The organism is Herminiimonas glaciei, from assembly GCF_042664955.1.
Lineage (GTDB): Bacteria > Pseudomonadota > Gammaproteobacteria > Burkholderiales > Burkholderiaceae_D > Oxalicibacterium > Oxalicibacterium glaciei.
The window spans coordinates 1,532,814-1,553,620 of the sequence record NZ_JBHTBU010000001.1; the positions used below are offsets into that span (position 1 = coordinate 1,532,814).

22 protein-coding genes are annotated in these 20,807 nt (G+C 54.8%); 8 read left to right on the forward strand and 14 right to left on the reverse strand.

Going from position 1 to position 20,807, the window contains the following annotated elements; genetic code table 11:
• Positions 1-6: 6 nt before the first annotated feature.
• The 10 genes from flgK to flgB form a co-directional block, all read right to left on the reverse strand.
• Entirely contained in the window at positions 7-1,950 is a 1,944-nt protein-coding gene (flgK, locus tag ACFQPC_RS06820) for a flagellar hook-associated protein FlgK (protein WP_382271023.1), read from the reverse strand.
• Positions 1,951-2,061: 111 nt separating this feature from the next.
• Complete coding sequence (flgJ, locus tag ACFQPC_RS06825; RefSeq protein WP_382271025.1) at positions 2,062-3,012, reverse strand: flagellar assembly peptidoglycan hydrolase FlgJ; 951 nt, start codon at positions 3,010-3,012, stop codon at positions 2,062-2,064.
• Between the two features lie 7 nt (positions 3,013-3,019).
• Positions 3,020-4,147: a flagellar basal body P-ring protein FlgI gene (locus ACFQPC_RS06830; RefSeq protein WP_382271027.1), complete on the reverse strand. Its 1,128-nt coding sequence runs from the start codon at positions 4,145-4,147 to the stop codon at positions 3,020-3,022.
• A gap of 23 nt (positions 4,148-4,170) precedes the next feature.
• On the reverse strand, positions 4,171-4,839 hold the full coding sequence (locus tag ACFQPC_RS06835) for a flagellar basal body L-ring protein FlgH (protein ID WP_382271028.1): 669 nt from the start codon (positions 4,837-4,839) through the stop codon (positions 4,171-4,173).
• Between the two features lie 16 nt (positions 4,840-4,855).
• Entirely contained in the window at positions 4,856-5,638 is a 783-nt protein-coding gene (gene flgG, locus ACFQPC_RS06840) for a flagellar basal-body rod protein FlgG (RefSeq protein ID WP_012079279.1), read from the reverse strand.
• Between the two features lie 76 nt (positions 5,639-5,714).
• Positions 5,715-6,455 carry a flagellar basal-body rod protein FlgF gene (gene flgF, locus ACFQPC_RS06845; RefSeq protein ID WP_382271030.1) on the reverse strand — a complete coding sequence of 247 codons (741 nt, stop codon included), beginning with the start codon at positions 6,453-6,455 and terminating at the stop codon, positions 5,715-5,717.
• Positions 6,456-6,528: 73 nt separating this feature from the next.
• Positions 6,529-7,779, reverse strand: coding sequence for a flagellar hook protein FlgE (flgE, locus tag ACFQPC_RS06850; RefSeq protein WP_382271032.1), 1,251 nt, complete (start codon positions 7,777-7,779; stop codon positions 6,529-6,531).
• A gap of 30 nt (positions 7,780-7,809) precedes the next feature.
• Complete coding sequence (locus ACFQPC_RS06855; RefSeq protein WP_382271033.1) at positions 7,810-8,487, reverse strand: flagellar hook assembly protein FlgD; 678 nt, start codon at positions 8,485-8,487, stop codon at positions 7,810-7,812.
• A gap of 31 nt (positions 8,488-8,518) precedes the next feature.
• The gene (gene flgC, locus ACFQPC_RS06860) at positions 8,519-8,926 is read right to left on the reverse strand and encodes a flagellar basal body rod protein FlgC (RefSeq protein ID WP_382271035.1); all 408 of its coding nucleotides are present in this window, start codon (positions 8,924-8,926) and stop codon (positions 8,519-8,521) included.
• 2 nt (positions 8,927-8,928) lie between these two features.
• Positions 8,929-9,348, reverse strand: a complete 420-nt coding sequence (flgB, locus tag ACFQPC_RS06865) for a flagellar basal body rod protein FlgB (protein WP_382271037.1) — start codon at positions 9,346-9,348, stop codon at positions 8,929-8,931.
• 187 nt (positions 9,349-9,535) lie between these two features.
• Here flgB and flgA point away from each other — a divergent pair, with 187 nt between their 5' ends.
• From flgA to ACFQPC_RS06880, 3 genes are read left to right on the forward strand one after another with little or no spacing between them, the layout of a single operon-like run.
• Positions 9,536-10,240 carry a flagellar basal body P-ring formation chaperone FlgA gene (flgA, locus tag ACFQPC_RS06870; protein WP_382271039.1) on the forward strand — a complete coding sequence of 235 codons (705 nt, stop codon included), beginning with the start codon at positions 9,536-9,538 and terminating at the stop codon, positions 10,238-10,240.
• 57 nt (positions 10,241-10,297) lie between these two features.
• A complete protein-coding gene (gene flgM, locus ACFQPC_RS06875) occupies positions 10,298-10,657 on the forward strand; it encodes a flagellar biosynthesis anti-sigma factor FlgM (RefSeq protein WP_343217625.1) in 360 nt (119 codons plus the stop codon).
• Between the two features lie 6 nt (positions 10,658-10,663).
• Positions 10,664-11,143, forward strand: coding sequence for a flagella synthesis protein FlgN (locus ACFQPC_RS06880; RefSeq protein ID WP_382271041.1), 480 nt, complete (start codon positions 10,664-10,666; stop codon positions 11,141-11,143).
• 91 nt (positions 11,144-11,234) lie between these two features.
• Here ACFQPC_RS06880 and ACFQPC_RS06885 read toward each other — a convergent pair whose 3' ends face one another.
• Positions 11,235-11,543: a hypothetical protein gene (locus ACFQPC_RS06885; RefSeq protein WP_382271043.1), complete on the reverse strand. Its 309-nt coding sequence runs from the start codon at positions 11,541-11,543 to the stop codon at positions 11,235-11,237.
• 209 nt (positions 11,544-11,752) lie between these two features.
• Here ACFQPC_RS06885 and ompR point away from each other — a divergent pair, with 209 nt between their 5' ends.
• Both ompR and ACFQPC_RS06895 read left to right on the forward strand, forming a co-directional pair.
• Positions 11,753-12,520 (forward strand): osmolarity response regulator transcription factor OmpR, encoded by a 768-nt coding sequence (gene ompR / locus ACFQPC_RS06890; protein ID WP_041296449.1) that lies wholly within the window; start codon positions 11,753-11,755, stop codon positions 12,518-12,520.
• 29 nt (positions 12,521-12,549) lie between these two features.
• A complete protein-coding gene (locus ACFQPC_RS06895) occupies positions 12,550-13,917 on the forward strand; it encodes a sensor histidine kinase (RefSeq protein ID WP_382271045.1) in 1,368 nt (455 codons plus the stop codon).
• A gap of 95 nt (positions 13,918-14,012) precedes the next feature.
• On the opposite strand, the gene ACFQPC_RS06900 is transcribed toward ACFQPC_RS06895, so the two are convergent.
• The 3 genes from ACFQPC_RS06900 to ispD all read right to left on the reverse strand — a co-directional run bounded on the left by ACFQPC_RS06900 (position 14,013) and on the right by ispD (position 15,784).
• Entirely contained in the window at positions 14,013-14,321 is a 309-nt protein-coding gene (locus ACFQPC_RS06900; protein WP_382271047.1) for a hypothetical protein, read from the reverse strand.
• 252 nt (positions 14,322-14,573) lie between these two features.
• Positions 14,574-15,080: a 2-C-methyl-D-erythritol 2,4-cyclodiphosphate synthase gene (ispF, locus tag ACFQPC_RS06905; protein WP_382271049.1), complete on the reverse strand. Its 507-nt coding sequence runs from the start codon at positions 15,078-15,080 to the stop codon at positions 14,574-14,576.
• A complete protein-coding gene (gene ispD, locus ACFQPC_RS06910) occupies positions 15,077-15,784 on the reverse strand; it encodes a 2-C-methyl-D-erythritol 4-phosphate cytidylyltransferase (RefSeq protein WP_382271050.1) in 708 nt (235 codons plus the stop codon). Before ispD ends, ispF begins: the two co-directional genes overlap by 4 nt.
• A gap of 202 nt (positions 15,785-15,986) precedes the next feature.
• Between ispD and mfd the strand changes: the two genes are divergently transcribed.
• From mfd to ACFQPC_RS06925, 3 genes are all read left to right on the forward strand, one after another.
• Positions 15,987-19,430 (forward strand): transcription-repair coupling factor, encoded by a 3,444-nt coding sequence (mfd, locus tag ACFQPC_RS06915; protein ID WP_382271052.1) that lies wholly within the window; start codon positions 15,987-15,989, stop codon positions 19,428-19,430.
• 36 nt (positions 19,431-19,466) lie between these two features.
• On the forward strand, positions 19,467-20,309 hold the full coding sequence (gene serB / locus ACFQPC_RS06920; protein WP_382271054.1) for a phosphoserine phosphatase SerB: 843 nt from the start codon (positions 19,467-19,469) through the stop codon (positions 20,307-20,309).
• An 86-nt stretch (positions 20,310-20,395) separates the two neighbouring features.
• Entirely contained in the window at positions 20,396-20,755 is a 360-nt protein-coding gene (locus ACFQPC_RS06925; RefSeq protein ID WP_382271056.1) for a DUF4870 family protein, read from the forward strand.
• The last annotated feature ends 52 nt before the right edge of the window (positions 20,756-20,807 follow it).

A 20,807-nucleotide genomic window follows, 5' to 3' on the forward strand; every position in this document is an offset into this window, starting at 1 on the left:
TAATCCTTATCGACCTAAAGAAATCAACACATCGAACATATCGCTGACGGCCTGCATCACCTTGCCGGATGCCTGGTAAGCCTGTTGATAGCGCAACAGATTGGTTGCTTCCTCATCAAGATTGACACCTGATTCGGATTGTTGCGCGGTTTGCATCTGTTTCAACAGTGCGCCTTCGGACGCACTATTGGTTTGTAGTTCGCGTGTTTTATTACCGACCAGGCTGACCAGCTGGCTGTATGCGCTGTTATAGCTGGCGGTACCGCCTTGCAGTACGTTCTTGGTCTGCAGTTCGCCCAGCGCCAGCATATTGCGATTGTCGCCGTCGCCATTCGTATTGGCACTAATGGTAAATTTGTCGCCATTCGCCGGCGCACCGCTGATCTTGATTTCGGCACCGCCGAAGCTGATCACAGAGCCTGCGGTATAGGTAACCGGTGTACCGGCCGGGAATGTCGTCGGTACGCCATTGGTGGTGACTGTCACCGGCATGCCGGCCGGGAAACCGGTCAGCGTATTGGCTGCCGAATCGTAGGTCAGCGTGACAGGCGTCGTCACTGCCGAACCATTAAAAGCGGAAGTGATGTTGCCCGCACTGATCGCACCAGTACCGGTATTCGTGCTCGGTGCACCGGTACGGATAGGCGTGGCCGCGGCGATCTCTTTCACATCCTTGATCAATACATTCAGACCGGATGCGCCATTGACAGTCGGCCGGATGAGGAACTCATCACCTGAAGCCATGGCGCCCGAGGTGGCACTGAAATCCACACCATCGATCGTACCGGTCGGGAAAGCTGCACCGGAATACATCGATGCATTGTCCGACAAACGCGTCACCTTGTAATTGGTGCCGTCGTATGACAGGCGGTAATCGCTGGTGGTCAGGGCATCGACATTACTGATGCTGGCACCGATCTGGGCATTGCCGGTATTTTTGGTGCTGCCGGTCACCGCAGGCGAAGCAAGGCTAAAGAAATCACCGCCGAGATTGCCATTCTGATCCTGTCCCAGCTTGTGTTGGGCATTGAAGGTAGCGGCCAGGCCAAGTGCAATACGTCCCAGCGCATTCTGTATCGGATCCAGCGACTGGCTGCGATACTCAAACAAACCACCCAGGTTGCCGCCGGTCAGCGAATTTTCCGGAATGGTGTAGGTATTACCGTTGGATACATAGCCGACTTCGAGACGTCCCGGATCAGTAGGCGACGTAACTGTGACCAAATCATAATTGCTGTTACCGACCACCAGTGGCTGTCCATTACCGATAAACACGTTGTAGTCACCGGCTTGCTGAACGATGGAAACCTTGGTTTGCTTGGCCAGCTCCGCCACCAGCAGGTCGCGCTGATCGAGCAAGTCATTTGGCGGTTGTCCACCGCTGTTTTGCGCCTTGGCGATCGCATCGTTGAGCTGTGCGATTTGCTTGGCATAGGCATTGATATTGGTGACCGCGCCGGTTATTTCGTTGTTGACACCTGCCCGCATGCTGCTTAATTGCCCATCCATGCTCTGGAAACGCGAAACCAGGGCTTCTGCACCGGATAACATGGCCTGGCGCGACGAAGCACTGCCCGGATTACTCACCAGGTCCTGGATACCTTTAAAGAAACTCTGGATAACCGGTGCCAGGCCAACAGAAGAATCGGCCAACATATTGTTGACCTTATTCATCTGCGCGTAATAGGTATCGAGCTGGCTGGTACTGGACTGTGCAGCGACCACTTGCGCGGCAAGGAAGTCATTAAAAATACGTTTGACGCTGTCTACATTGGTACCGTTACCGATGTAGCCACCGCCGGTCAGATTTTGTCCGCCCAGCGAGGACTGGATTACCAGCTGACGGCTGTAGCCTGGCGTCTTTTCATTGGCAATATTGTGTCCGGTCGTGGCGACACCTGCCTGCGCTGCGGCGAGTCCTGATTTGGCAATGCTGAGTAAGTTGGACATAATTTATTTTCTGACTCTATGTTCGTGTGTACGGCACATCGATGAAAAACTTGAGCCGCCGGTCATGCCGAAAACACAAAATTCTTGTGCTTTCCATAAAACCAGGCGTGATCAGGCCGACAAGTTGCGATTGATGATATTGGTCAGCTTGGTGGCGTAATTCGGATCAGTTGCATACCCGGCGCGCTGCAAGCCCTGGGCAAAACCTTTGGCATCGCTGGCGTTGGCCAGCACTTTTTCGTAACGCGGATTGTTGCGCATCAATTGCGCGTAATCACGGAAAGAGTCGGCATAACTATCGTAAGCGCGGAATTTCTCCACCCGTTTTTGCGCGACGCCATCAACGTATTCGGTAGTCACCGCATCCACGGTTTTACCCTTCCAGCCCGGGCCGGCCTTGATGCCGAACAGATTATTACTGCTGCTACCGTCGGCCGTCCGCATGACGCGCTTGCCCCAGCCGCTTTCCAATGCCGCCTGGCCCATCATGAACTTGGCGGGGATGCCGGTGGTACGGCTCGCCTCTTCCGCATGTGCGGCTACCTTGTCCTGGAAGGCCTGTACATGCGCCGGTTTGCTGGTAGCCGATGCGACTGCTGCAGAACCGCCGGCCTGCGCCGCATGGGCCGCATTAGAGCGCTGGTGTGCCAGTGCATTACGTTCAGCCATATTGCGCAGGATTTCAGCGCGCAGATTCGAGGTATCCGACAATTCCTTGCCTGCATCGGCACCATCCGGCGTCACTGCCGTCGCCATCTGGTTACTGGACAGTTGGCGTATCAATACATCGGCCAGGCCGACGCCGCGGCTCGCCATATTCTGGCTCAGCTGCTGATCCAGCATCGAGGTGTACATCTTGGTCTGCTGGTTGTCGAGGATGCCATCCTGTGGCGAGGCCTCGCGCATGCTCTTCATGATCATATTCATGAAGAGTGCTTCGAATTGCTTGGCTGCCGCCTTGAGTGAATCAGGCGAATTTTGCCGCGCAGATTGTTTGAGCGATTCAAGGCCTTTGGCATCAATCGCCAGGCTGCTGTTCGAATTGTCTGCAGGCGTAATCATATTCAGCTTAGATAATTTCCAATTCTGCGCGCAAGGAACCCGACGCCTTCATTGCTTGCAGGATGGCCAGCAAATCTTGCGGCGTCGCACCGATCGAATTGAGGGCTTTGACTACGTCAGCCAATGAAGCGGAGTTTTTCAGCAAGATGACCTTGCCCGGATCTTTATTGATTTCAATTTGCGACTGTTGCGCCACCACGGTCTGGCCACCGGAGAACGGTGCCGGCTGGCTGATCACCGGTTGTGTATTAATCACCACCGACAAATTGCCATGCGATACCGCACAGGTATCCAGCGTCACTGCCTGGTTCATCACGACCGAACCGGTACGGGCATTCAGGATCACCTTGGCGCTGACTTGGGCCGGTGTGACATTAATGCTTTCCAGCGCTCCGAGGAAGCTCACGCGTTCATCATTGCTAATCGGAGCACGGACGCGGATGACACGACCATCCTGTGCTGCTGCGGTGTCCGGACCAAAACGTTTGTTCACTGCATCGACGACACGACTGGCGGTAGAGAAATCACTATCCTTCAGTTCCAGTACGATCTGGTCGCCCTGTCCCAGGCTGCTAGGTACCGCACGTTCCACTGTCGCACCGGCCGAGATACGTCCCACACCCAGGTGATTGATCTGTGCCTTGCTGCCATTGGCGGCAGCACCGACACCCCCGACCACGACGTTACCCTGCGCCATACCGTAAATCTGTCCGTCCGCACCTTTCAATGGCGTCATCAGCAAAGTGCCGCCACGCAGGCTCTTTGCATTACCCATCGAGGAAACAGTGATATCCAGCGTTTGCCCCGGTTGCGCAAATGCAGGCAATGAAGTCGTCACCATCACAGCGGCGACGTTCTTCAATTGCATGTTCACGCCTTGCGGCAGGTTGACACCCATTTGCTGCATCATGCTGACGATACTTTGGATGGTGAATGGTGTCTGTGTGGTTTGATCGCCACTGCCATCGAGACCGACGACCAGGCCGTAACCGATCAATTGGTTTTGCCGGACGCCTTGCACGCTGGCCAGGTCTTTCAAACGCTCGGAGTGCGCCGCGAATGGCAACAACAGGCAAACTGAGCAAGCAATAACTTGCAGTGATTTTTTCAAAGTCGGTAGAGCTAAGGTATGCATGGTAAATCCTATCTGCCCCGGCATTAAAGAGGCATGACGCTCAGGAAGAAACGTGCCAGCATCGACATCACTTCGGCAGTATCTATACGAGCGTTGGTACGGTATTCAATCCGCGCATCTGCGACGCGGGTCGACGAAACGATATTACCCTTCTCAACTGTGGCCGGATCGACGACACCAGAGAAACGTATGAATTCACCGCCTTTATCAAGTGCGACTTGCTTTTCACCGGCGACGATCAGGTTACCGTTGGACAAGACATCGATCACGGTGACTGTCAACGTACTGACGAAATTATTACCCGAAGTAATGACACCCTTGTCTTCATACTTGGAAGCACTTGAAGCACTTGCACTGAATCTGTCCGTGGCATTTCCGAATATGCCAAAAATATTTGGTGCTGCCGCGACCACCGAACCTGTCTTGCTACCCGAGCTGCCCGCCTGTTTGCCGGCCGAACTGCGTTCATTGATGGTAATGGTGATGGTGTCGCCTATCAGGCGTGCGCGCCTGTCTTCAAACATCGGACGATATGAAGCGGTTTGAAAAATCGCGCCATTCATAGGCGGCGTTACCGCACTCGCCGCCTGTGGTCGGGCAGTCAATGGTGTCTGTATTACGGTTTCCGGCATGCCGCCGCAACCTGCCAGCAAGGCAGCAAACATCATTAATGCTGATAATTTGAATTTCATTGCCTGTCTCCTACGCTTACAACTGTGTCAAACGTTGCAGCATTTGATCTGACGTACTAATGGCCTTGCTGTTGATTTCGTATGCACGTTGCGTCTGGATCATATTGACCATCTCTTCGACCACGTTCACGTTCGAGGTTTCAACATAATTCTGTTGTACATAACCGGCACCATTGGTGCCCGGGTTATTGGTGGTCGGATTACCTGAAGCGGTGGTTTCCACGTACAGGTTCTCGCCCTTGCTTTCGAGGCCGGCCGGGTTGATGAAGGTCGCTACCTGCAAGGCACCGACTTCGGTTTGTGCGGTAGTACCCGGCACCGTCACGCTGACGATACCGTCACGGCTGATCGAGATCGCCGTCGCATTGGCCGGGATCACGATCGCAGGCTGGATAGGGAAACCGCTGGATGTCACCATCTGGCCCTGGTTATCGGTCTGGAACGAGCCATCACGGGTGTAAGCGGTAGTCCCGTCCGGCATCAGCACCTGGAAGAAGCCGTCACCGAGGATAGCCATGTCCTTGCTATTGCTGGTCAGTTGCAGGTTGCCTTGGGTATGGATACGTTCGGTTGCAACCGGGCGTACACCGGTACCGATTTGCAGGCCTGACGGCAATTGTGTTTGCTGCGATGAGGCTGCACCCGGCTGGCGGATGTTTTGATACAGCAAATCTTCGAATACTGCGCGCGAACGCTTGAAGCCGCTGGTACTGACGTTGGCCAAGTTATTGGAAATGACGTCCATCTGCGTTTGTTGCGCATCCAGACCTGTTTTAGCAATCCATAGTGAACGTATCATTCTTTTCTCCAATATTTCGACTGGCGTCTGGCATTAATCACCACTTGCAGCCAACATCATTTTGCCTGTAGCGGCATTAACTCAAAGCGAGGAACTGATCGGCTTTAGCAGCATTGCTATCGGCATCCTTCAGCATCTTCATGTTTAATTCAAACTGGCGCGCCAGGCTGATCATATTGACCATCGCATCGACCACATTGACGTTGCTGCCTTCAATCGCACCGCTGATCACACCCACATTGGCGTCGACATCCGCCGGCAATCTGTCTTTGGTGACAAAAATGCCATCACTGCTCCGCTCCAGATTGCCGACATCAGGGTTCACCAGCTTCAGGCGGGCAATTTCAATCGTCGCACCCGGGATGTTGCCGGAATCCACAGAAGAAATCGTGCCATCCTTGGCAAAGGAAATCTTGACGTTGGGCGGTATCGTGATCGGACCGCCGTCGGCCAGCACATTCAAACCACCTTCGGTTTGCAACACGCCGTTTTCATTGATCTTCAGACTACCGCTGCGGGTATAACCCTCGGTGCCATCGGCGCGTTCCACCGCCAGCCAGCCTGGGCCCTGTACCGCCAGATCCAGCGTACGCCCGGTTTGCTGTATCGGCCCGGCACGGAAGTCCGTGCCTATCGTCGAATCAACCACGAAGGTACGTGTCGGCAAGCCATTGCTGACAACCGGTACGGCGCGGAAGGTATCCATCTGCGCGCGGAAACCTGTGGTCGAGACGTTCGCCAGATTGTGTGCAGTTGTCGATTGCTGCTCCAGAATCTGCTTGGCACCCGACATCGCGGTATATATCAGCCTATCCATTTCATTCCTCCTGTGACTACGCGTAGCTGCCTGTAAACATGGCAGCTACGGCGGTCATTGCTGGCTCAATGCATTAACGCAAATTCACCAAAGTCTGCATGATCTGATCTTGCGTCTTGATGGTTTGCGCATTAGCTTGATAGACACGTTGCGCGGTAATCATATTGACCAGCTCTGCCGTCAGATCAACGTTCGATTCTTCGATACGCGCCGATTGCACGACACCCAGTCCGCTGCTGCCCGGCGTGCTGGTGAGCGGCACGCCCGACTCGGCGGTTTCCACCCATTGGTTGTCACCAATGTTTTGCAAGCCGTTTGGATTGGCAAAGGAAGACAGGATGACCTGGCCCAGCACATTCACCTGGCCGTTGCTGTAACGCCCCATGATCGAACCATCGCTGGCCACGTCGAAACCGGTCAATGAGCCAGGACGATAACCGTCCGGCAGATTTTTGCTCACGCCAAAAGCCTGTGCAAATTGTTGGGTACCGGTCACATTGAGCGTGATATTGAAAGGTGTTGCCGCACCGGTTGTGACTACCATCTGCGCCACCATAGGCGAAGGTGTGGTGCTGATCAGCGCGCCGCCGTTACCGAAATCCATCGTACCGATAGGCACTGGCGGATTGGTTGCAGTCACCGGCAGGGTGTAACCGATAGGTACGCCGTCATTGGTAGCGAATACGCTCCACTCGCCACCCGCGGTTTTGACATAGAAGGTACGCAGGATGTGCGAGTTACCCAGGCTGTCGTAGACCGGTGCAGAAGTGGAATCGCTGAATGTGCTGGCATCGTCCGGATTGAAGTTCAGTGGATTCAATACATCCTTGCGTGAGTCCAGTGTCAGCTTGACGTCATACTTGCTAGTGGCTTGCGGACCCATATCGGCCTTGTTAATCACCAGTTCAACCGGCGCACCGTTTTGCACCACGCCGTTTGCATCAGCCATGTAGCCGGTCAGGCGCGCGCCTGACGCATTCTGGATATAACCTTCCTTGGTCAATTCGAACTGGCCGTTACGACCATAGGTAATCGTGCCGCCGCTGCTCATGCGGAAAAAACCATCGCCGTTAATCGCCATATCCAGCGGATTGTTGGAAACCGCGATATTGCCCTGGCTGAAGAGCTGCGCCACGCGCGCCACCTGGACGCCGATACCGATCTGCGCTGCGCCGGAACCGGACAAGGTGCTGGCGTAAATATCTGCAAACTGGACTTGTGATTGCTTGAAACCTACGGTGCCCGAGTTGGCAACGTTATTACCGATTGCTTCGAGACTTTTGCTGGCGGCATTCAATCCGCTCAAACCTTGCTGGAAACTCATACTATTTCTCCTGGTTGATGTGCCGCTGTATTAAAGAACTTGACGAATGTCTGCCAAAGTCAATCCACCCAGGCCGGGTACATTGAGCAATACGCCGTTAGCCGAGCTCGAAACTGTAGTAACCACACCGAACTGCAATGCGGTAGCCTTCACATCCTTGCCGCCAAGGCTGCCCTTGACTTCAAAGGTGTAATTGCCGTCTGCAGCTTTGGTGCCATCCGCCTTGGTGCCATCCCACAATAAAGGTGTGGCACCTGCTTTCTGTGCGGGCATATCAATGGTCTGGACCACGGCGCCGGCAGCGTCCTTGATCACGATTTGTCCCGCATCCACATCTGACGGGAACTCAACACCAAAGATCGCTTTGCCTTCGGCCAATGCCAATTGCGAACCAGGGGCGAGGACACCGTGATCAATCATATTGGATGCCTGCAGTAACTGCGCTGACTGGTAATTACCCATCAGGGATTCCAGCGTGCCATTGAGTTTGTCGATACCGGTTACGGTCGACAATTGCGCCAACTGGCTGGTCACCTGCGCGTTATCCAGCGGATTCAGCGGATCCTGGTTTTGCATTTGCGTAACGAGCAATTTGAGGAAGCGATCCTGTGCTTCTTCTGCCGTGCTTTTTTTGCTCGCAGCGGCGCCATTCATCTGGTCCAGCAAAGATTGCGGCAGGATGGTCTGGTTGTTATTAACAGCGGTCATGATGGGTCCTTAATAATGGGTTCTTATTGTCTTACTGACCGAGCGTCAGGGTTTTAAGAAGCATGGTCTTCGCGGTGTTCATGGTTTCGACGTTGGTCTGGTAGGAGCGCGAAGCGGAAATCATATTCACCATCTCTTCCACCACATTCACGTTCGGCATCGCGACATGGCCGGTCTCGTCCGCATTCGGATGTTTTGGATCAAACACCATCTTCAATGGCGAGTTATCTTCCACCACGCGATTGACACGGACGCCGGTCGAAGTCGCGCCACCCTTCATTTGCTGCGCCTGAAACTCCACCTGCTTGGCGCGGTAAGTCTTGCCATCTGCGCTGGTGGTACTTTCGGCATTCGCGATATTGCTGGATACGACGTTGAGGCGCTGAGCCTGTGCGCTCATCGCCGAACCGGAAACATTAAATATATTAAATAGCGACATGATTATTGCCCCTGGATAGCGGTGAACATTCCCTTGATCTTCGACGAGACCAGGGTCAGGCCAACTTCGTAACGCAAGGCGTTATCTGTAAACTGATTACGCTGCACATCCATATCCACGGTATTGCCGTCGATATTGCCTTGTGCGGTATTGCTATACAGCAGCGGCGCGCCGCCCAATGTCGGCAAAGCCTTGGATGACAGATGCGTGGTGGAAGTCTTGGTCAGTTCGGCCGGTGCCGCGGCGCCGCTCTTGCTGCGCGCTAGCGCACCTTGCAAAGCCTTGTTAAAATCGACGTCACGCGCCTTGAAGTTGGGCGTGTCTGCATTCGCAATATTCGACGCCAGTATTTGCTGCCGCTGGCCGCGCAAACTTAGTGCGGTTTCCTGGAAGCGCAGCATGTCATCAAGTTTTCCTATCATTCCGTTCTCCGAAGTGTGCGTTCAAGGAATAGCTACCCTGCACTGATAATGGATTTGTATAGCGTCGATCATACGGAGCGCCCTTACCCTTCGATCAAACGATAAGAAGACAAAAATCCATCCTATTCCCCGCTTTAGCTGAACGCCAAATCAGTACCATGATCGTGCAATCACAACTTTGGCCGCCATGAAACACTTTTTCTACATCGCTATCGCCGCTCTCTCCTTGTCTACGCAACTGGCGTCGGCACAGACTGCCGCTGAGCCGCGTCAGGATCTGGCCGTGCTGAAGCAAACCGCGGAACAATTCCTGCAAACGCAAGCCAATGGCTTGCCAGGCGAGGTACGCGTAACAGTCGGAGCAATTGATCCGCGCCTGAAATTACCGGTGTGTCCGGTACCGGAAGCCTTCCTGCCGCCATCCAGCAAGGCCTGGGGCAAAACCACGGTAGGTGTGCGCTGCAATGTGCCATCGGCATGGACCATCTATATATCTGCACAGGTACGCGTGCATGGCGAATACATCGCTGCCGCAGCACCGCTGGCACAAGGACAAAATATCGGCCAGGGCGATATCGCCAAGGTCAAGGGCGACCTGACGAATTTGCCATCCGGCGTCATCACTGATGCCGCGCAGGCCATCGGCCGCACTGCTGCCACCACGATCGCGCTGGGCGCACCATTGCGGCAGGACGCCTTGCGCAACCAGCAGGCGATCCAGCAAGGCCAGGCGGTACGGGTGATATTGAATGGTGACGGCTTCAGTGTTTCCAGCGAGGCACGGGCTTTAAATAATGCTAACGAGGGTCAACTAACCCAGGTCAGGACCGCTGCGGGCCAGGTAATTAGCGGAATCGCCAAGTTGGGCGGCATAGTCGAGTTGGCATATTAGCAATACAAATTAATACACAATATTTTACGTTTGACCCATTTAGGACTAAAGTTTGCCGTGATAACGCCGATAGACCAAGCAGAGATAGGCGTTTTGCCGCAAACCAAACGGGGTGAAGTCGTGAAAATTAATGACGCAAGCAAGAAAATCGCGGGAGTCGGCGTAGCAGCCACGCAGACTCGCGCAGGCAAGGCACCGGAAAAAGCCGATACCGGCAAGGTGTCTTCCAACGTGACGTTATCGTCGCAAGTGCAGGCGCTGACCAGCCAGGTTGCCAGCGCCAGCGTATTTGATGCTAAAAAAGTTGATGAGATCAAGGCAGCTATTGCCGGTGGTCAATTCCAGGTCAATGCAGAACGCGTTGCCGACGGATTGATGGATACGGTGAAAGACCTGATCTCCACACGTAAAGGTTAAAAATTCATGGAATCTTTCGGTACCAGCCCTGCAGATAGTTTGAGTGAAGAACACAAAGCCATTCGTGCTCTGACGCAATTATTGCAGCTGGAACAGGAACACCTGATCGCCGCCGACGTGGAAGGCATCACCGCCCTCACCGAAGCCAAGGCCAAAGCCGCCGCCCGTATGGCGGAGCTGGCCAACTGGCGCCACAATGCGCTGGCCGCAGCAGGCTTTGAACCGACCGAATCGAGCATGAAATCGTGGCTGGAAAGTTCAGCCCAGTCCAAGACCGCGAGCAAGTCCTGGCATGAACTGGTCGAATTGGCCGAAGTCGCCAAAGAACTCAATCGCGTCAACGGCATCCTGATCAACAAGCAGATGGTGCGCAATCAAAACGTGCTCAACATCCTGCAGCACGGCAATGTGCACGGCAACAATGTCTACGGCCCGAATGGCCAGACCGCCAGCAAGAGCGTCGGTCGCCATATCGTTGTCGGTTAAGCGCACCTCTCCCCCATAAAGTATTCAGCAAAGAAAAAGCCACCAGATCCTGGTGGCTTTTTTTATTGCACAACGTCAAGCTGAAGTCGCGTTAGCGGCGCGGTGCGTATATATCGCGCCCGGCTTCATCGATCTGGCGACGCAATGCGCGACGCTCATCCGGCGACAGGCGTGCATCACGGCGCGATTGCTCCTGCTGCTGCCGCTCCATATTGCGATTGGCATTATTGTCGTAACCGCGATCATTCTGCTGGCGTCGGCCGTCGTAGCCGCCCTGCCCCTGATTACCGCCGTAGCGGTTATCGCTTTGCACGTAAGAAGAACCGAATGGATTATTCTGAAACCGCGATTGCGCAAGCGCCATCGTCGTACTTGCAAAGGTACTGATCAGTAGCAACACCAATCCTATTCTTTTCAATGTAATATTCATCATCATCTTCCGCAGCGCTTTGAACAGCTCTCACGTCCTTCGCACGTTTTGTTTAGCATGTTCAAAGTTTATGCTGCTTTGCTCCCAGGCCTAAGCCCAATTCCGTAAAGGTTGTAACACTTTGTAATGCCTCTACTCCTCGCTATGTCGAGAAGACGTTCTGAAGTTACCATAGCCATATGAATACGACAAATGCATCCATGAAGGACACGGCCCATTCGACCAATTCCCACCAGACCAAAGTGTTGGTGGTTGACGACGATCTGCGCTTGCGCGATCTGCTGCGCCGTTATTTATCCGAACAAGGTTTCAATGTAGTGACCGCCGAAAATGCCCAGGCGATGAACAAGCTCTGGTTGCGCGAACGCTACGATTTACTGGTACTCGACCTGATGTTGCCGGGCGAGGACGGCTTGTCCATCTGCCGCCGTCTGCGCGGTGCGGGCGACAAGACCCCGATTATCATGCTCACCGCCAAGGGCGAAGACGTCGACCGCATCGTCGGCCTCGAAATGGGCGCCGACGATTATCTCGCAAAACCTTTCAATCCGCGCGAATTGGTGGCTCGCATCAGCGCCGTCCTGCGCCGTGTCGGCCCCGAAGAAATTCCGGGTGCCCCATCCGAAACACCGCAATCATTCACCTTCGGCGAATTCGTACTCGATCTGGGTACGCGCACGCTGAAAAAGAATGATGAAACCGTGCCGCTGACTACCGGCGAATTCTCTGTATTGAAAGTATTTGCACGCCATGCACGCCAGCCGCTGTCCCGCGAAAAGCTGATGGAACTGGCCCGTGGCCGTGAGTATGAGGTATTTGATCGCAGCCTCGACGTGCAGATTTCACGCCTGCGCAAACTGATAGAACCCGATCCTTCGACACCGCTGTACATCCAGACTGTCTGGGGTCTCGGTTATGTCTTCATCCCTGAAGGCAAGCCACGCTAAGCGCATTGCCTTCAGCCGAAAACCCAAGGATGCCCACTACTACAAATCGCCTGAACTGGATCAAAAGCGGCCTTTTCTGGCGGACTTTTTTCCTGCTCGCCTTCCTGATTGCAGCCAGCATGGCGGCCTGGGTTGCCAGCTACCGGATAGTGGAACAAACCCCGCGCGCCAACCAGATCGCGGCGCAAGTGATTTCAGTCGTCACCATTACGCGTGCCGCGCTGACCCACTCCGCCCCTGACCTGCGGCGCGAACTCTTGTTCGACCTCGCCAGCAACGAAGGTATACGCGTCTACCCGCTGGAAGAAAACGACCGCATCGAGCCGCCTATCCAGAACAGCATGATGCAAACCATACAGGAACATGTGCGTTCAGGCCTCGGGCAAGACACCCGCTTTGCGCGTGCAGTGAATGACGTCGCAGGTTTCTGGGTCAGCTTCACCATTTCCGATGACGAATACTGGCTGATGCTGGATCGTGACCGGATTGAAGGCAGCTCCGGTGTGCAATGGCTGGGCTGGGGTGCGATGACACTACTGCTGTCACTGCTGGGCGCACTGATGATTTCCGGCCTCATCAACCAGCCGCTGGCACGCCTGACCGCCGCTACCCGCGCCATCGCCAACGGCCAGCGTCCCGCACCGTTGCCGGAACGTGGCCCGACGGAAATCCGCGAAGCCAATCACAGCTTCAATCAAATGGTCGACGACCTGAATCGGGTGGAGTCGGATCGCGCCGTGGTACTCGCCGGTATTTCGCATGACTTGCGTACCCCGCTCGCACGCATGCAACTGGAAGTTGAGCTGGCCGGCTTGCCACCTGATGCCCGCGTCGGCATGCAATCAGACCTCGAGCAAATGGACGCCATCATCGGCCAATTCCTTGATTACGCCAAACCCAGCGACAGCAGCCATTTCCAGCCGATAGACATGACGGCGCTGATGCATGGTGCGGCACAGGAAGCGCTGCGCATGCAGGATGTACGCATCAACAGCAAGATAGACGACAAGCTGGTCGTACTCGGTAATGCGATCGACATCAAACGCGTCGTCAATAACCTGATCGAGAATGCACGGCGCTACGGCAAACTGCCGGGCAACGATTATGTCGAAATCGATTTGCGCTGCCAGGCCGAAGGTGACAAAGTCATCATAGAGGTCACCGACCACGGTGCCGGCGTGCCGGAAGCGGAGATAGACCGTTTGTTACGCCCGTTTACAAGGATGGATAGCGCGCGTGGCCAGGCGAATGGCGCAGGACTCGGCCTGGCTATTGTCGATCGTATCGTGAAACGGCATAGCGGCAAGCTGCAATTGCTGAATCGGGAAGGTGGCGGTTTGGTCATACACATCACGCTGAACCAGGCAAAAAAACGCCACGGTGCTTACACCGGCTGAAGCACGAGCACCATATAAAACAAAACGCACATGCTCGATGAGGATGTGCGTTTTTTATTGCTGCGGCAGCCTGTCAGGCTGCGCACAAAAATGCTTTAAGCGCGTTCGTCTTTTACCTCGGTGATACCACCTTCGATAATGATATCGCTACGGCCTTGCGATTGCTGGTACGCATAACGTTCAGCGGCAAAACGCGCCTTCGCCGCCTTGCGCTTTTTAAACAGCAGCACAGGAATCAGCAGCCAGCTCAACAGCAGGACGGTAACAACCACGAGCAAACCTGCCGCGAGAACCATGCCCAATACCAGCCACGCGATCAGGCGCGAGAAAAATCCGCCGGATTGATGACGGCGAAATACTTGTTGCCAGTTTTGAGCCTGCTGGCTGAAAAAGAAAGATGCCATAGATGTAATTACTCCTGTCTCAGTACTCTGTACTATACGCCAATTCAGCGCTTTCGATATTTTCTGAACGCGGGCAGCGCCACCCTGGCAGGCTGCGTGCGCTATGCGTATGTCTTGATAGATAGCGCTTTTACCTAAAAATTCAATATGTGAAGGTGTTTATTCTTAAAAACTTCTGCTAAAACAGCAAAAATTCCGCAAATCCCCACACAAAATTATTCTTTTTACACCAATTTAGCTTCTCGGCCAGCCTCAGGTGCTCCGATAAATCAGCGCCACCGCCTCCGCCGCGATTCCCTCTTCCCGTCCCAGGTAACCAAGCTTCTCATTCGTTTTAGCCTTGATATTGACCTGATCCGGTGCCACGCCCAGATCGGCTGCAATATGCGCGACCATCGTTGGAATATGCGGTGCCATCTTCGGTCTTTGCGCAATAATGGTGGCGTCCACATTGCCTATGCGGTAGCCCGCTGCCGCCACACGCTTGACCGCCTCGCGCAACAGCACACGTGAATCGGCACCGGCGAATTCGACCGCCGTATCCGGGAAATGACGGCCAATATCGCCCAGTGCGGCGGCGCCGAACAAGGCATCGGTGATTGCATGCAGCAAGACATCGGCATCTGAATGCCCGAGCAAACCGGTACTATGCGGAATCGTGACGCCGCCTATGATCAATTTGCGACCCTCGACCAGCGCGTGGCAGTCATAACCTTGCCCGATACGGAAAGGCAGTGCGGCAGCTTGTGGAACACTCATACAAATCCTTTTAAATATAATTCAGCCAGTGCCACATCATGCGGCAGCGTGACCTTGAAATTGCGTGCGTCGCCTTCGACCAGCTTGGGCTGCAAGCCCTGGGCTTCGATGGCACTGGCTTCATCGGTAACCGCAGTCGCCTGTTCCAGCGCTTTACGCAACAAACCATAGCGGAACATTTGCGGCGTCTGCGCCGCCCACAGGCGATCGCGCGTCACGGTCTGGTCGACCCGCCCTTCAGCCCCGGCACGCTTGAGCGTATCAACCACCGGCATCGCCAGCAAACCGCCGACTTCATCGTCCTGCAGGATATTGATCAGCTTGTCTATCAGGCCGATGCTCAGGCCGGGGCGCGCTGCATCATGCACCAGCACCCAGTCATCGTCATCAATCGGCTCATTTACCTGCTTCTGCATCGCCTGCAAACCATTCAAAACCGACTGGTGACGCGTTGCGCCACCGACGCGCAGGACGGTCGCGTAAGAACTGTCGTGCAAGGCGGCCATGGTTGCGTCGATATAGCCATCTTCCGCACTCACTACCACATAGGTATGCGTAATCACGTCGGCGCGGCAAAAGGTGTCCAGTACATGCCGCAGCATGGGCTTGCCGGCGATTTGCAGGTACTGCTTGGGAATTTTTTCACCCATGCGGGCGCCGACACCGGCAGCGGGAATCAGGGCGAAATAACGCGGTAATTTCATGTTTTGGTCAGCGGAAAATGCATGGGTGCGCTCTTATTGTAGGGGCTATCGTTACTGGATATTGCGCACACGCCCGACGGGAAGGAGGGCTTGGTTTATAATCTCATCATAATTTTTCACTGTCAAATGAAGTGCCCAAGGGCAAGTAGGCAAGTCTGCCTATACTTTTTGACCACCCTGACATGTGCAATGTCGCTATTTGATGTCATTCGACCTAAAAAAATCACTCCCCAAGCCCGCTACGCGTTTTGTCCTGCCCCCGGTTCACGGTTCGGCGGATGCCTTCGTATTGGCGCAAGCCGCAGCCGAACTGAAGTCGCAGAAACGCATGTTAACAGTCGTCGTGGCCAATGCCAGCGACGCGCAACGCCTGTTAGCGGAAATCCCGTGGTTCGGCAGTGAGCCGAATGAGCTGCGCTGCCATTTGCTGCCGGATTGGGAAACCCTGCCTTACGATGCATTTTCGCCGCACCAGGACCTGGTCTCGGAACGGCTGGCGACGCTGTATGAGGTACTGAACGGGCAATGTGACGTCCTGATCGTACCGGCCACCACCGCGCTGGTGCGCATGGCACCGCCCGCCTTCCTCGCTTCCTATACCTTTTTCTTCAAACAGGGTGAAACCCTGGATGAAGCGAAGCTCAAGGCGCAATTGCAACTGGCTGGCTACAGCCCGGTCAAGCAGGTCATGTCGCCGGGTGAATACTCGGTACGCGGCGGCCTGATCGATATCTATCCCATGGGTTCGGTCCTGCCCTACCGTATAGACCTGTTTGGCGACACCATAGACAGCATACGTACCTTCGACGCCGATTCGCAGCGTTCATTGTATCCGGTCAAGGAAGTACGCCTGCTGCCGGCACGCGAATTCCCGATGGATGAAGAAGCCCGCACCGCCTTCCGCGGTCGCTGGCGTGAAATATTCGAAGGCGATCCAAGCCGCTCCGTCATCTACAAGGACATAGGCAGCGGCATTGCATCTGCCGGTATCGAGTACTACCTGCCGCTCTTCTTCGAACAAACCAATACCCTGTTCGATTACCTGCCGGTCGATACCACGTTCGCACTGATAGGCGACATCGAAGCCGCGATCAAACGCTTCTGGGACGATACGCAATCGCGCTATCGCTTCCTCAAATCGGATCGCGAACGTCCTATCCTGGCACCGGAACAAATTTTCCTCAGCGACGAAAATTTCTTCACACTGGCCAAGCCTTACGGTCGCTGGATCATCCAGAACCAGGACCTCGCGTCGGAGCTGTCTGCACCTTTACCGAATATCGCCGTCAATCGCCGCGCCGACGATCCGCTGGTGAACCTGCGCGCCTACCTGCTGCAAACCGACAAGCGCGTAATGATTTGTGCCGAGAGCAATGGCCGGCGCGAAACCCTGCAGCAGTATTTCAATGAATACGATCTGCCATTGGCAGCGACCGAAGGCTTTGCCGATTTCAGCAGTGCATCGGCCAAACTCATGCTCGGTGTCGCACCTATGCATGCCGGCTTCGAACTGGGCAATGCACTGGGTGGCCTGGCCTTCATTACCGAAACCGAGTTGTACGCCGGTTCCGGCCGTCGCGTCGGCAGCAAGAAACAGGAAGGCGCAACCCAGGTCGAGTCCATGGTGCGCGACCTGTCCGAACTCAAGATCGGCGATCCGGTCGTTCATGTGAATCACGGTATCGGCCGCTATATGGGCCTGACCAGCATGGACCTGGGTGAAGGTGAAACCGAATTCCTGCACCTCGAATATGCGAAAGACACCAAACTCTATGTGCCGGTGTCGCAACTGCATGTGATTTCCCGCTATTCCGGTGCCTCACCGGAAGATGCGCCGCTGCACGCGCTCGGTTCCGGTCAATGGGAAAAAGCCAAACGCCGCGCCGCGGAAAAAATCCGTGATACCGCCGCCGAACTGCTGAACCTGTATGCCCGCCGCGCACTGCGCGAAGGCCACAGCTTTGAGTATTCCGCACATGACTATGAAGCCTTTGCTGAAAGTTTCGGCTTTGAAGAAACTGCCGACCAGGCCGCTGCCATCAATGCCGTGATCAAGGATATGACCAGCGGCAAACCGATGGACCGCCTGATCTGCGGCGACGTCGGCTTCGGCAAGACTGAAGTCGCCTTGCGTGCGGCTTTCGTCGCAGTACTTGGCGGCAAGCAGGTCGCCATCCTGGCACCGACTACGCTGCTGGCGGAACAACATGCGCAAACCTTCGCCGACCGTTTTGCCGATTGGCCGGTGCGCATCGCCGAACTGTCGCGCTTCCGCACTGCAAAGGAAGTAACGCAAGCAATCAAGGGCATGGCTGACGGCACGATCGATATCGTGATCGGCACGCACAAGTTGCTGTCCGGCGATATCAAATTCTCGCGCCTCGGCTTGGTCATCATCGATGAAGAACATCGTTTCGGCGTCCGCCAAAAAGAAGCGCTGAAAGCCTTGCGCGCCGAAGTCGATGTGCTGACGCTGACGGCGACGCCTATCCCGCGTACGCTGGGTATGGCACTGGAAGGTTTGCGCGATTTCTCCATCATTGCCACCGCACCGCAAAAACGCCTGGCAATCAAAACCTTCGTACGCAGCGAAAACGATTCCGTCATCCGCGAAGCCTGCTTGCGTGAATTGAAACGTGGTGGCCAGGTGTACTTCCTGCACAATGAAGTGGAAACCATCCAGAACCGCAAGGCGATGCTGGAAGAATTGATGCCGGAAGCGCGCATAGGCGTGGCGCACGGCCAGTTGCATGAGCGTGACCTGGAACGCATCATGCGTGACTTCGTGGCGCAACGCTTCAACATCCTGCTGTGTACGACAATTATCGAAACCGGTATCGACGTACCGACGGCGAACACCATCATCATGCACCGGGCGGATAAATTCGGTCTCGCGCAATTGCATCAGTTGCGCGGCCGGGTCGGTCGTTCGCATCACCAGGCTTATGCCTATTTGCTGGTGCACGATGTACAAGGTTTGAGCAAACTCGCGCAACGCCGCCTCGACGCAATCCAGCAAATGGAAGAATTGGGTAGCGGCTTCTATCTGGCAATGCATGACCTGGAAATCCGTGGTGCCGGTGAAGTGCTCGGAGACAATCAATCCGGCGAAATGAGCGAAATCGGCTTCCAGCTGTATTCGGATATGTTGAATGAAGCCGTACGTTCACTGAAGAATGGCAAGGAACCCGACCTGGCGGCACCATTGGCCAGCACCACCGAAATCAATCTGCACGTGCCGGCACTCTTGCCGAATACCTATTGCGGAGATGTGCATGAGCGCCTGTCCATCTACAAGCGCCTGGCCAATTGCAAGACCGCGGATGCCATCAATGACTTGCAGGAAGAATTGATTGATCGTTTCGGCAAACTGCCGGATGCCGCGCAGGCATTGGTGGAAACACACAGATTACGGGTTGCCGCGATTCCGGTTGGCATCATCAAGATTGACGCGCACGCAGAATCTGCGACACTGCAGTTTGAACCGAATCCGCCTATCGATGCGATGCGCATCATTGAGCTGATTCAAAAGAATCGTCATATAAAATTGAATGGCCAGGATAAATTGCGCATCACGGCCAGCATGCCTGACCTGGCGGCACGCGTGAGCCAGATCAAGAACACCATACGTGCGCTACTCGCCTAGTGATGTGCTTAACGACTTTATTGAATTGATATTCCCATGAACCTGATCTTGCAAGGCCTCAGCACTCAACGCCATATCGTCGAACAAATCGCCGGCCTTGCCCGTCCACGTTCTATCGTCGCCATCGGTGAACATGCATATCGCTGCCTCGATATCAGCTATAACGATGAAGTCAAATCGCAAATCGATATCGCCGCCTGGGCCGCCAGGCTGGATTACGCCTTCATCGAGCGTCAGCCGCTAGCCGATTTCAAGCTGGTGGCGATGGACATGGATTCGACCCTGATCACAATTGAATGCATAGATGAAATCGCCGACATGCAAGGCTTGAAGCCGCAGGTGGCGGAAATTACCGAAGCCGCGATGCGCGGTGAACTCGAATTCAAGGAAAGCCTGACACGTCGCGTGGCCCTGCTCAAAGGTCTGGATGCCAGCGCCTTGCAGCGCGTCTACGATGAACGCCTGCAACTGTCACCCGGCGCGGAAAACATGCTGGCCGCGATGCAGGCGGCAGGCATGAAAACCTTATTGGTTTCCGGCGGCTTCACCTATTTCACCGATCGCATGAAGCAACGCCTGCAACTCGACTACACGCATTCCAATCAGTTGGAAATCGTGGACGGCAAGCTGACCGGCAAGGTCATAGGCGGCATCGTCGACGGCGAAGAAAAAAAATTGACGGTGGAACGTGTCTGCCGCGAAATGGGTATTTCGCCCAAGCAAAGCATCGTCATGGGCGATGGCGCCAATGATTTGAAAATGATGGGTATCGCCGGCCTGTCGGTAGCCTTCCGCGCCAAACCGGTGGTGCGTGCGCAAGCCGATATCGCGTTGAATTTCGTCGGCCTGGACGGTGTACTGAATCTGTTTCACACGTAAACGAGAATCAATCGGCAAATGTTGATTCAAGGAACTTTAGCGTCTATGCATCATCTTATGAGCATGAATATAAATAGGGACCTGCCATGAACCAAGACCTCGTTTTAGACAGTTCATTGCAATCCGCAAAGAACCTTGCCTGGTGGCTATACCTCGGGCATGCGGCTAGCCTGGTATTTTCGCTGGGTGCATTTTCCTTCATCCCGCTGATCATCAATTACGTCAAACGCGAAGATGCGGCCAATACCTTTGTCTATAGCCATCATGGCTGGCAAATCCGCTCCTTCTGGTGGTATCTGGTGTGGATGGCTTTGGGCGGCATCCTGTTCATGACCATAGTCGGCATCCCGGCCGCCTTCCTGTTGTGGACTGTTGCATGGCTATGGAAACTATATCGCCTGATCAAGGGCATAGTCGACCTGAACGACAACAAACCCATGCCCTGAGTTGGCAGCAGCCATAAAAAAAGCGTCCGTATGGACGCTTTTTTATTGCCGG

Bases quoted from the DNA above. Each gene is read 5' to 3' on its own strand.
- ACFQPC_RS06925 (WP_382271056.1), top strand. From the start codon at position 20,396: ATGAACCAAGACCTCGTTTTAGACAGTTCATTGCAATCCGCAAAGAAC.
- ACFQPC_RS06900 (WP_382271047.1), bottom strand. From the start codon at position 14,321: ATGGCATCTTTCTTTTTCAGCCAGCAGGCTCAAAACTGGCAACAAGTA.
- flgJ (WP_382271025.1), bottom strand. From the start codon at position 3,012: ATGATTACGCCTGCAGACAATTCGAACAGCAGCCTGGCGATTGATGCC.
- ACFQPC_RS06855 (WP_382271033.1), bottom strand. From the start codon at position 8,487: ATGACCGCTGTTAATAACAACCAGACCATCCTGCCGCAATCTTTGCTG.
- ACFQPC_RS06880 (WP_382271041.1), top strand. From the start codon at position 10,664: ATGGAATCTTTCGGTACCAGCCCTGCAGATAGTTTGAGTGAAGAACAC.
- ispF (WP_382271049.1), bottom strand. From the start codon at position 15,080: ATGAGTGTTCCACAAGCTGCCGCACTGCCTTTCCGTATCGGGCAAGGT.
- ACFQPC_RS06895 (WP_382271045.1), top strand. From the start codon at position 12,550: ATGCCCACTACTACAAATCGCCTGAACTGGATCAAAAGCGGCCTTTTC.
- flgG (WP_012079279.1), bottom strand. From the start codon at position 5,638: ATGATACGTTCACTATGGATTGCTAAAACAGGTCTGGATGCGCAACAA.
- flgB (WP_382271037.1), bottom strand. From the start codon at position 9,348: ATGATAGGAAAACTTGATGACATGCTGCGCTTCCAGGAAACCGCACTA.
- flgK (WP_382271023.1), bottom strand. From the start codon at position 1,950: ATGTCCAACTTACTCAGCATTGCCAAATCAGGACTCGCCGCAGCGCAG.
- flgF (WP_382271030.1), bottom strand. From the start codon at position 6,455: ATGGATAGGCTGATATATACCGCGATGTCGGGTGCCAAGCAGATTCTG.
- flgE (WP_382271032.1), bottom strand. From the start codon at position 7,779: ATGAGTTTCCAGCAAGGTTTGAGCGGATTGAATGCCGCCAGCAAAAGT.
- serB (WP_382271054.1), top strand. From the start codon at position 19,467: ATGAACCTGATCTTGCAAGGCCTCAGCACTCAACGCCATATCGTCGAA.
- ACFQPC_RS06830 (WP_382271027.1), bottom strand. From the start codon at position 4,147: ATGCATACCTTAGCTCTACCGACTTTGAAAAAATCACTGCAAGTTATT.
- flgC (WP_382271035.1), bottom strand. From the start codon at position 8,926: ATGTCGCTATTTAATATATTTAATGTTTCCGGTTCGGCGATGAGCGCA.
- mfd (WP_382271052.1), top strand. From the start codon at position 15,987: ATGTCATTCGACCTAAAAAAATCACTCCCCAAGCCCGCTACGCGTTTT.
- ispD (WP_382271050.1), bottom strand. From the start codon at position 15,784: ATGAAATTACCGCGTTATTTCGCCCTGATTCCCGCTGCCGGTGTCGGC.
- ACFQPC_RS06835 (WP_382271028.1), bottom strand. From the start codon at position 4,839: ATGAAATTCAAATTATCAGCATTAATGATGTTTGCTGCCTTGCTGGCA.
- ompR (WP_041296449.1), top strand. From the start codon at position 11,753: ATGAATACGACAAATGCATCCATGAAGGACACGGCCCATTCGACCAAT.
- flgA (WP_382271039.1), top strand. From the start codon at position 9,536: ATGAAACACTTTTTCTACATCGCTATCGCCGCTCTCTCCTTGTCTACG.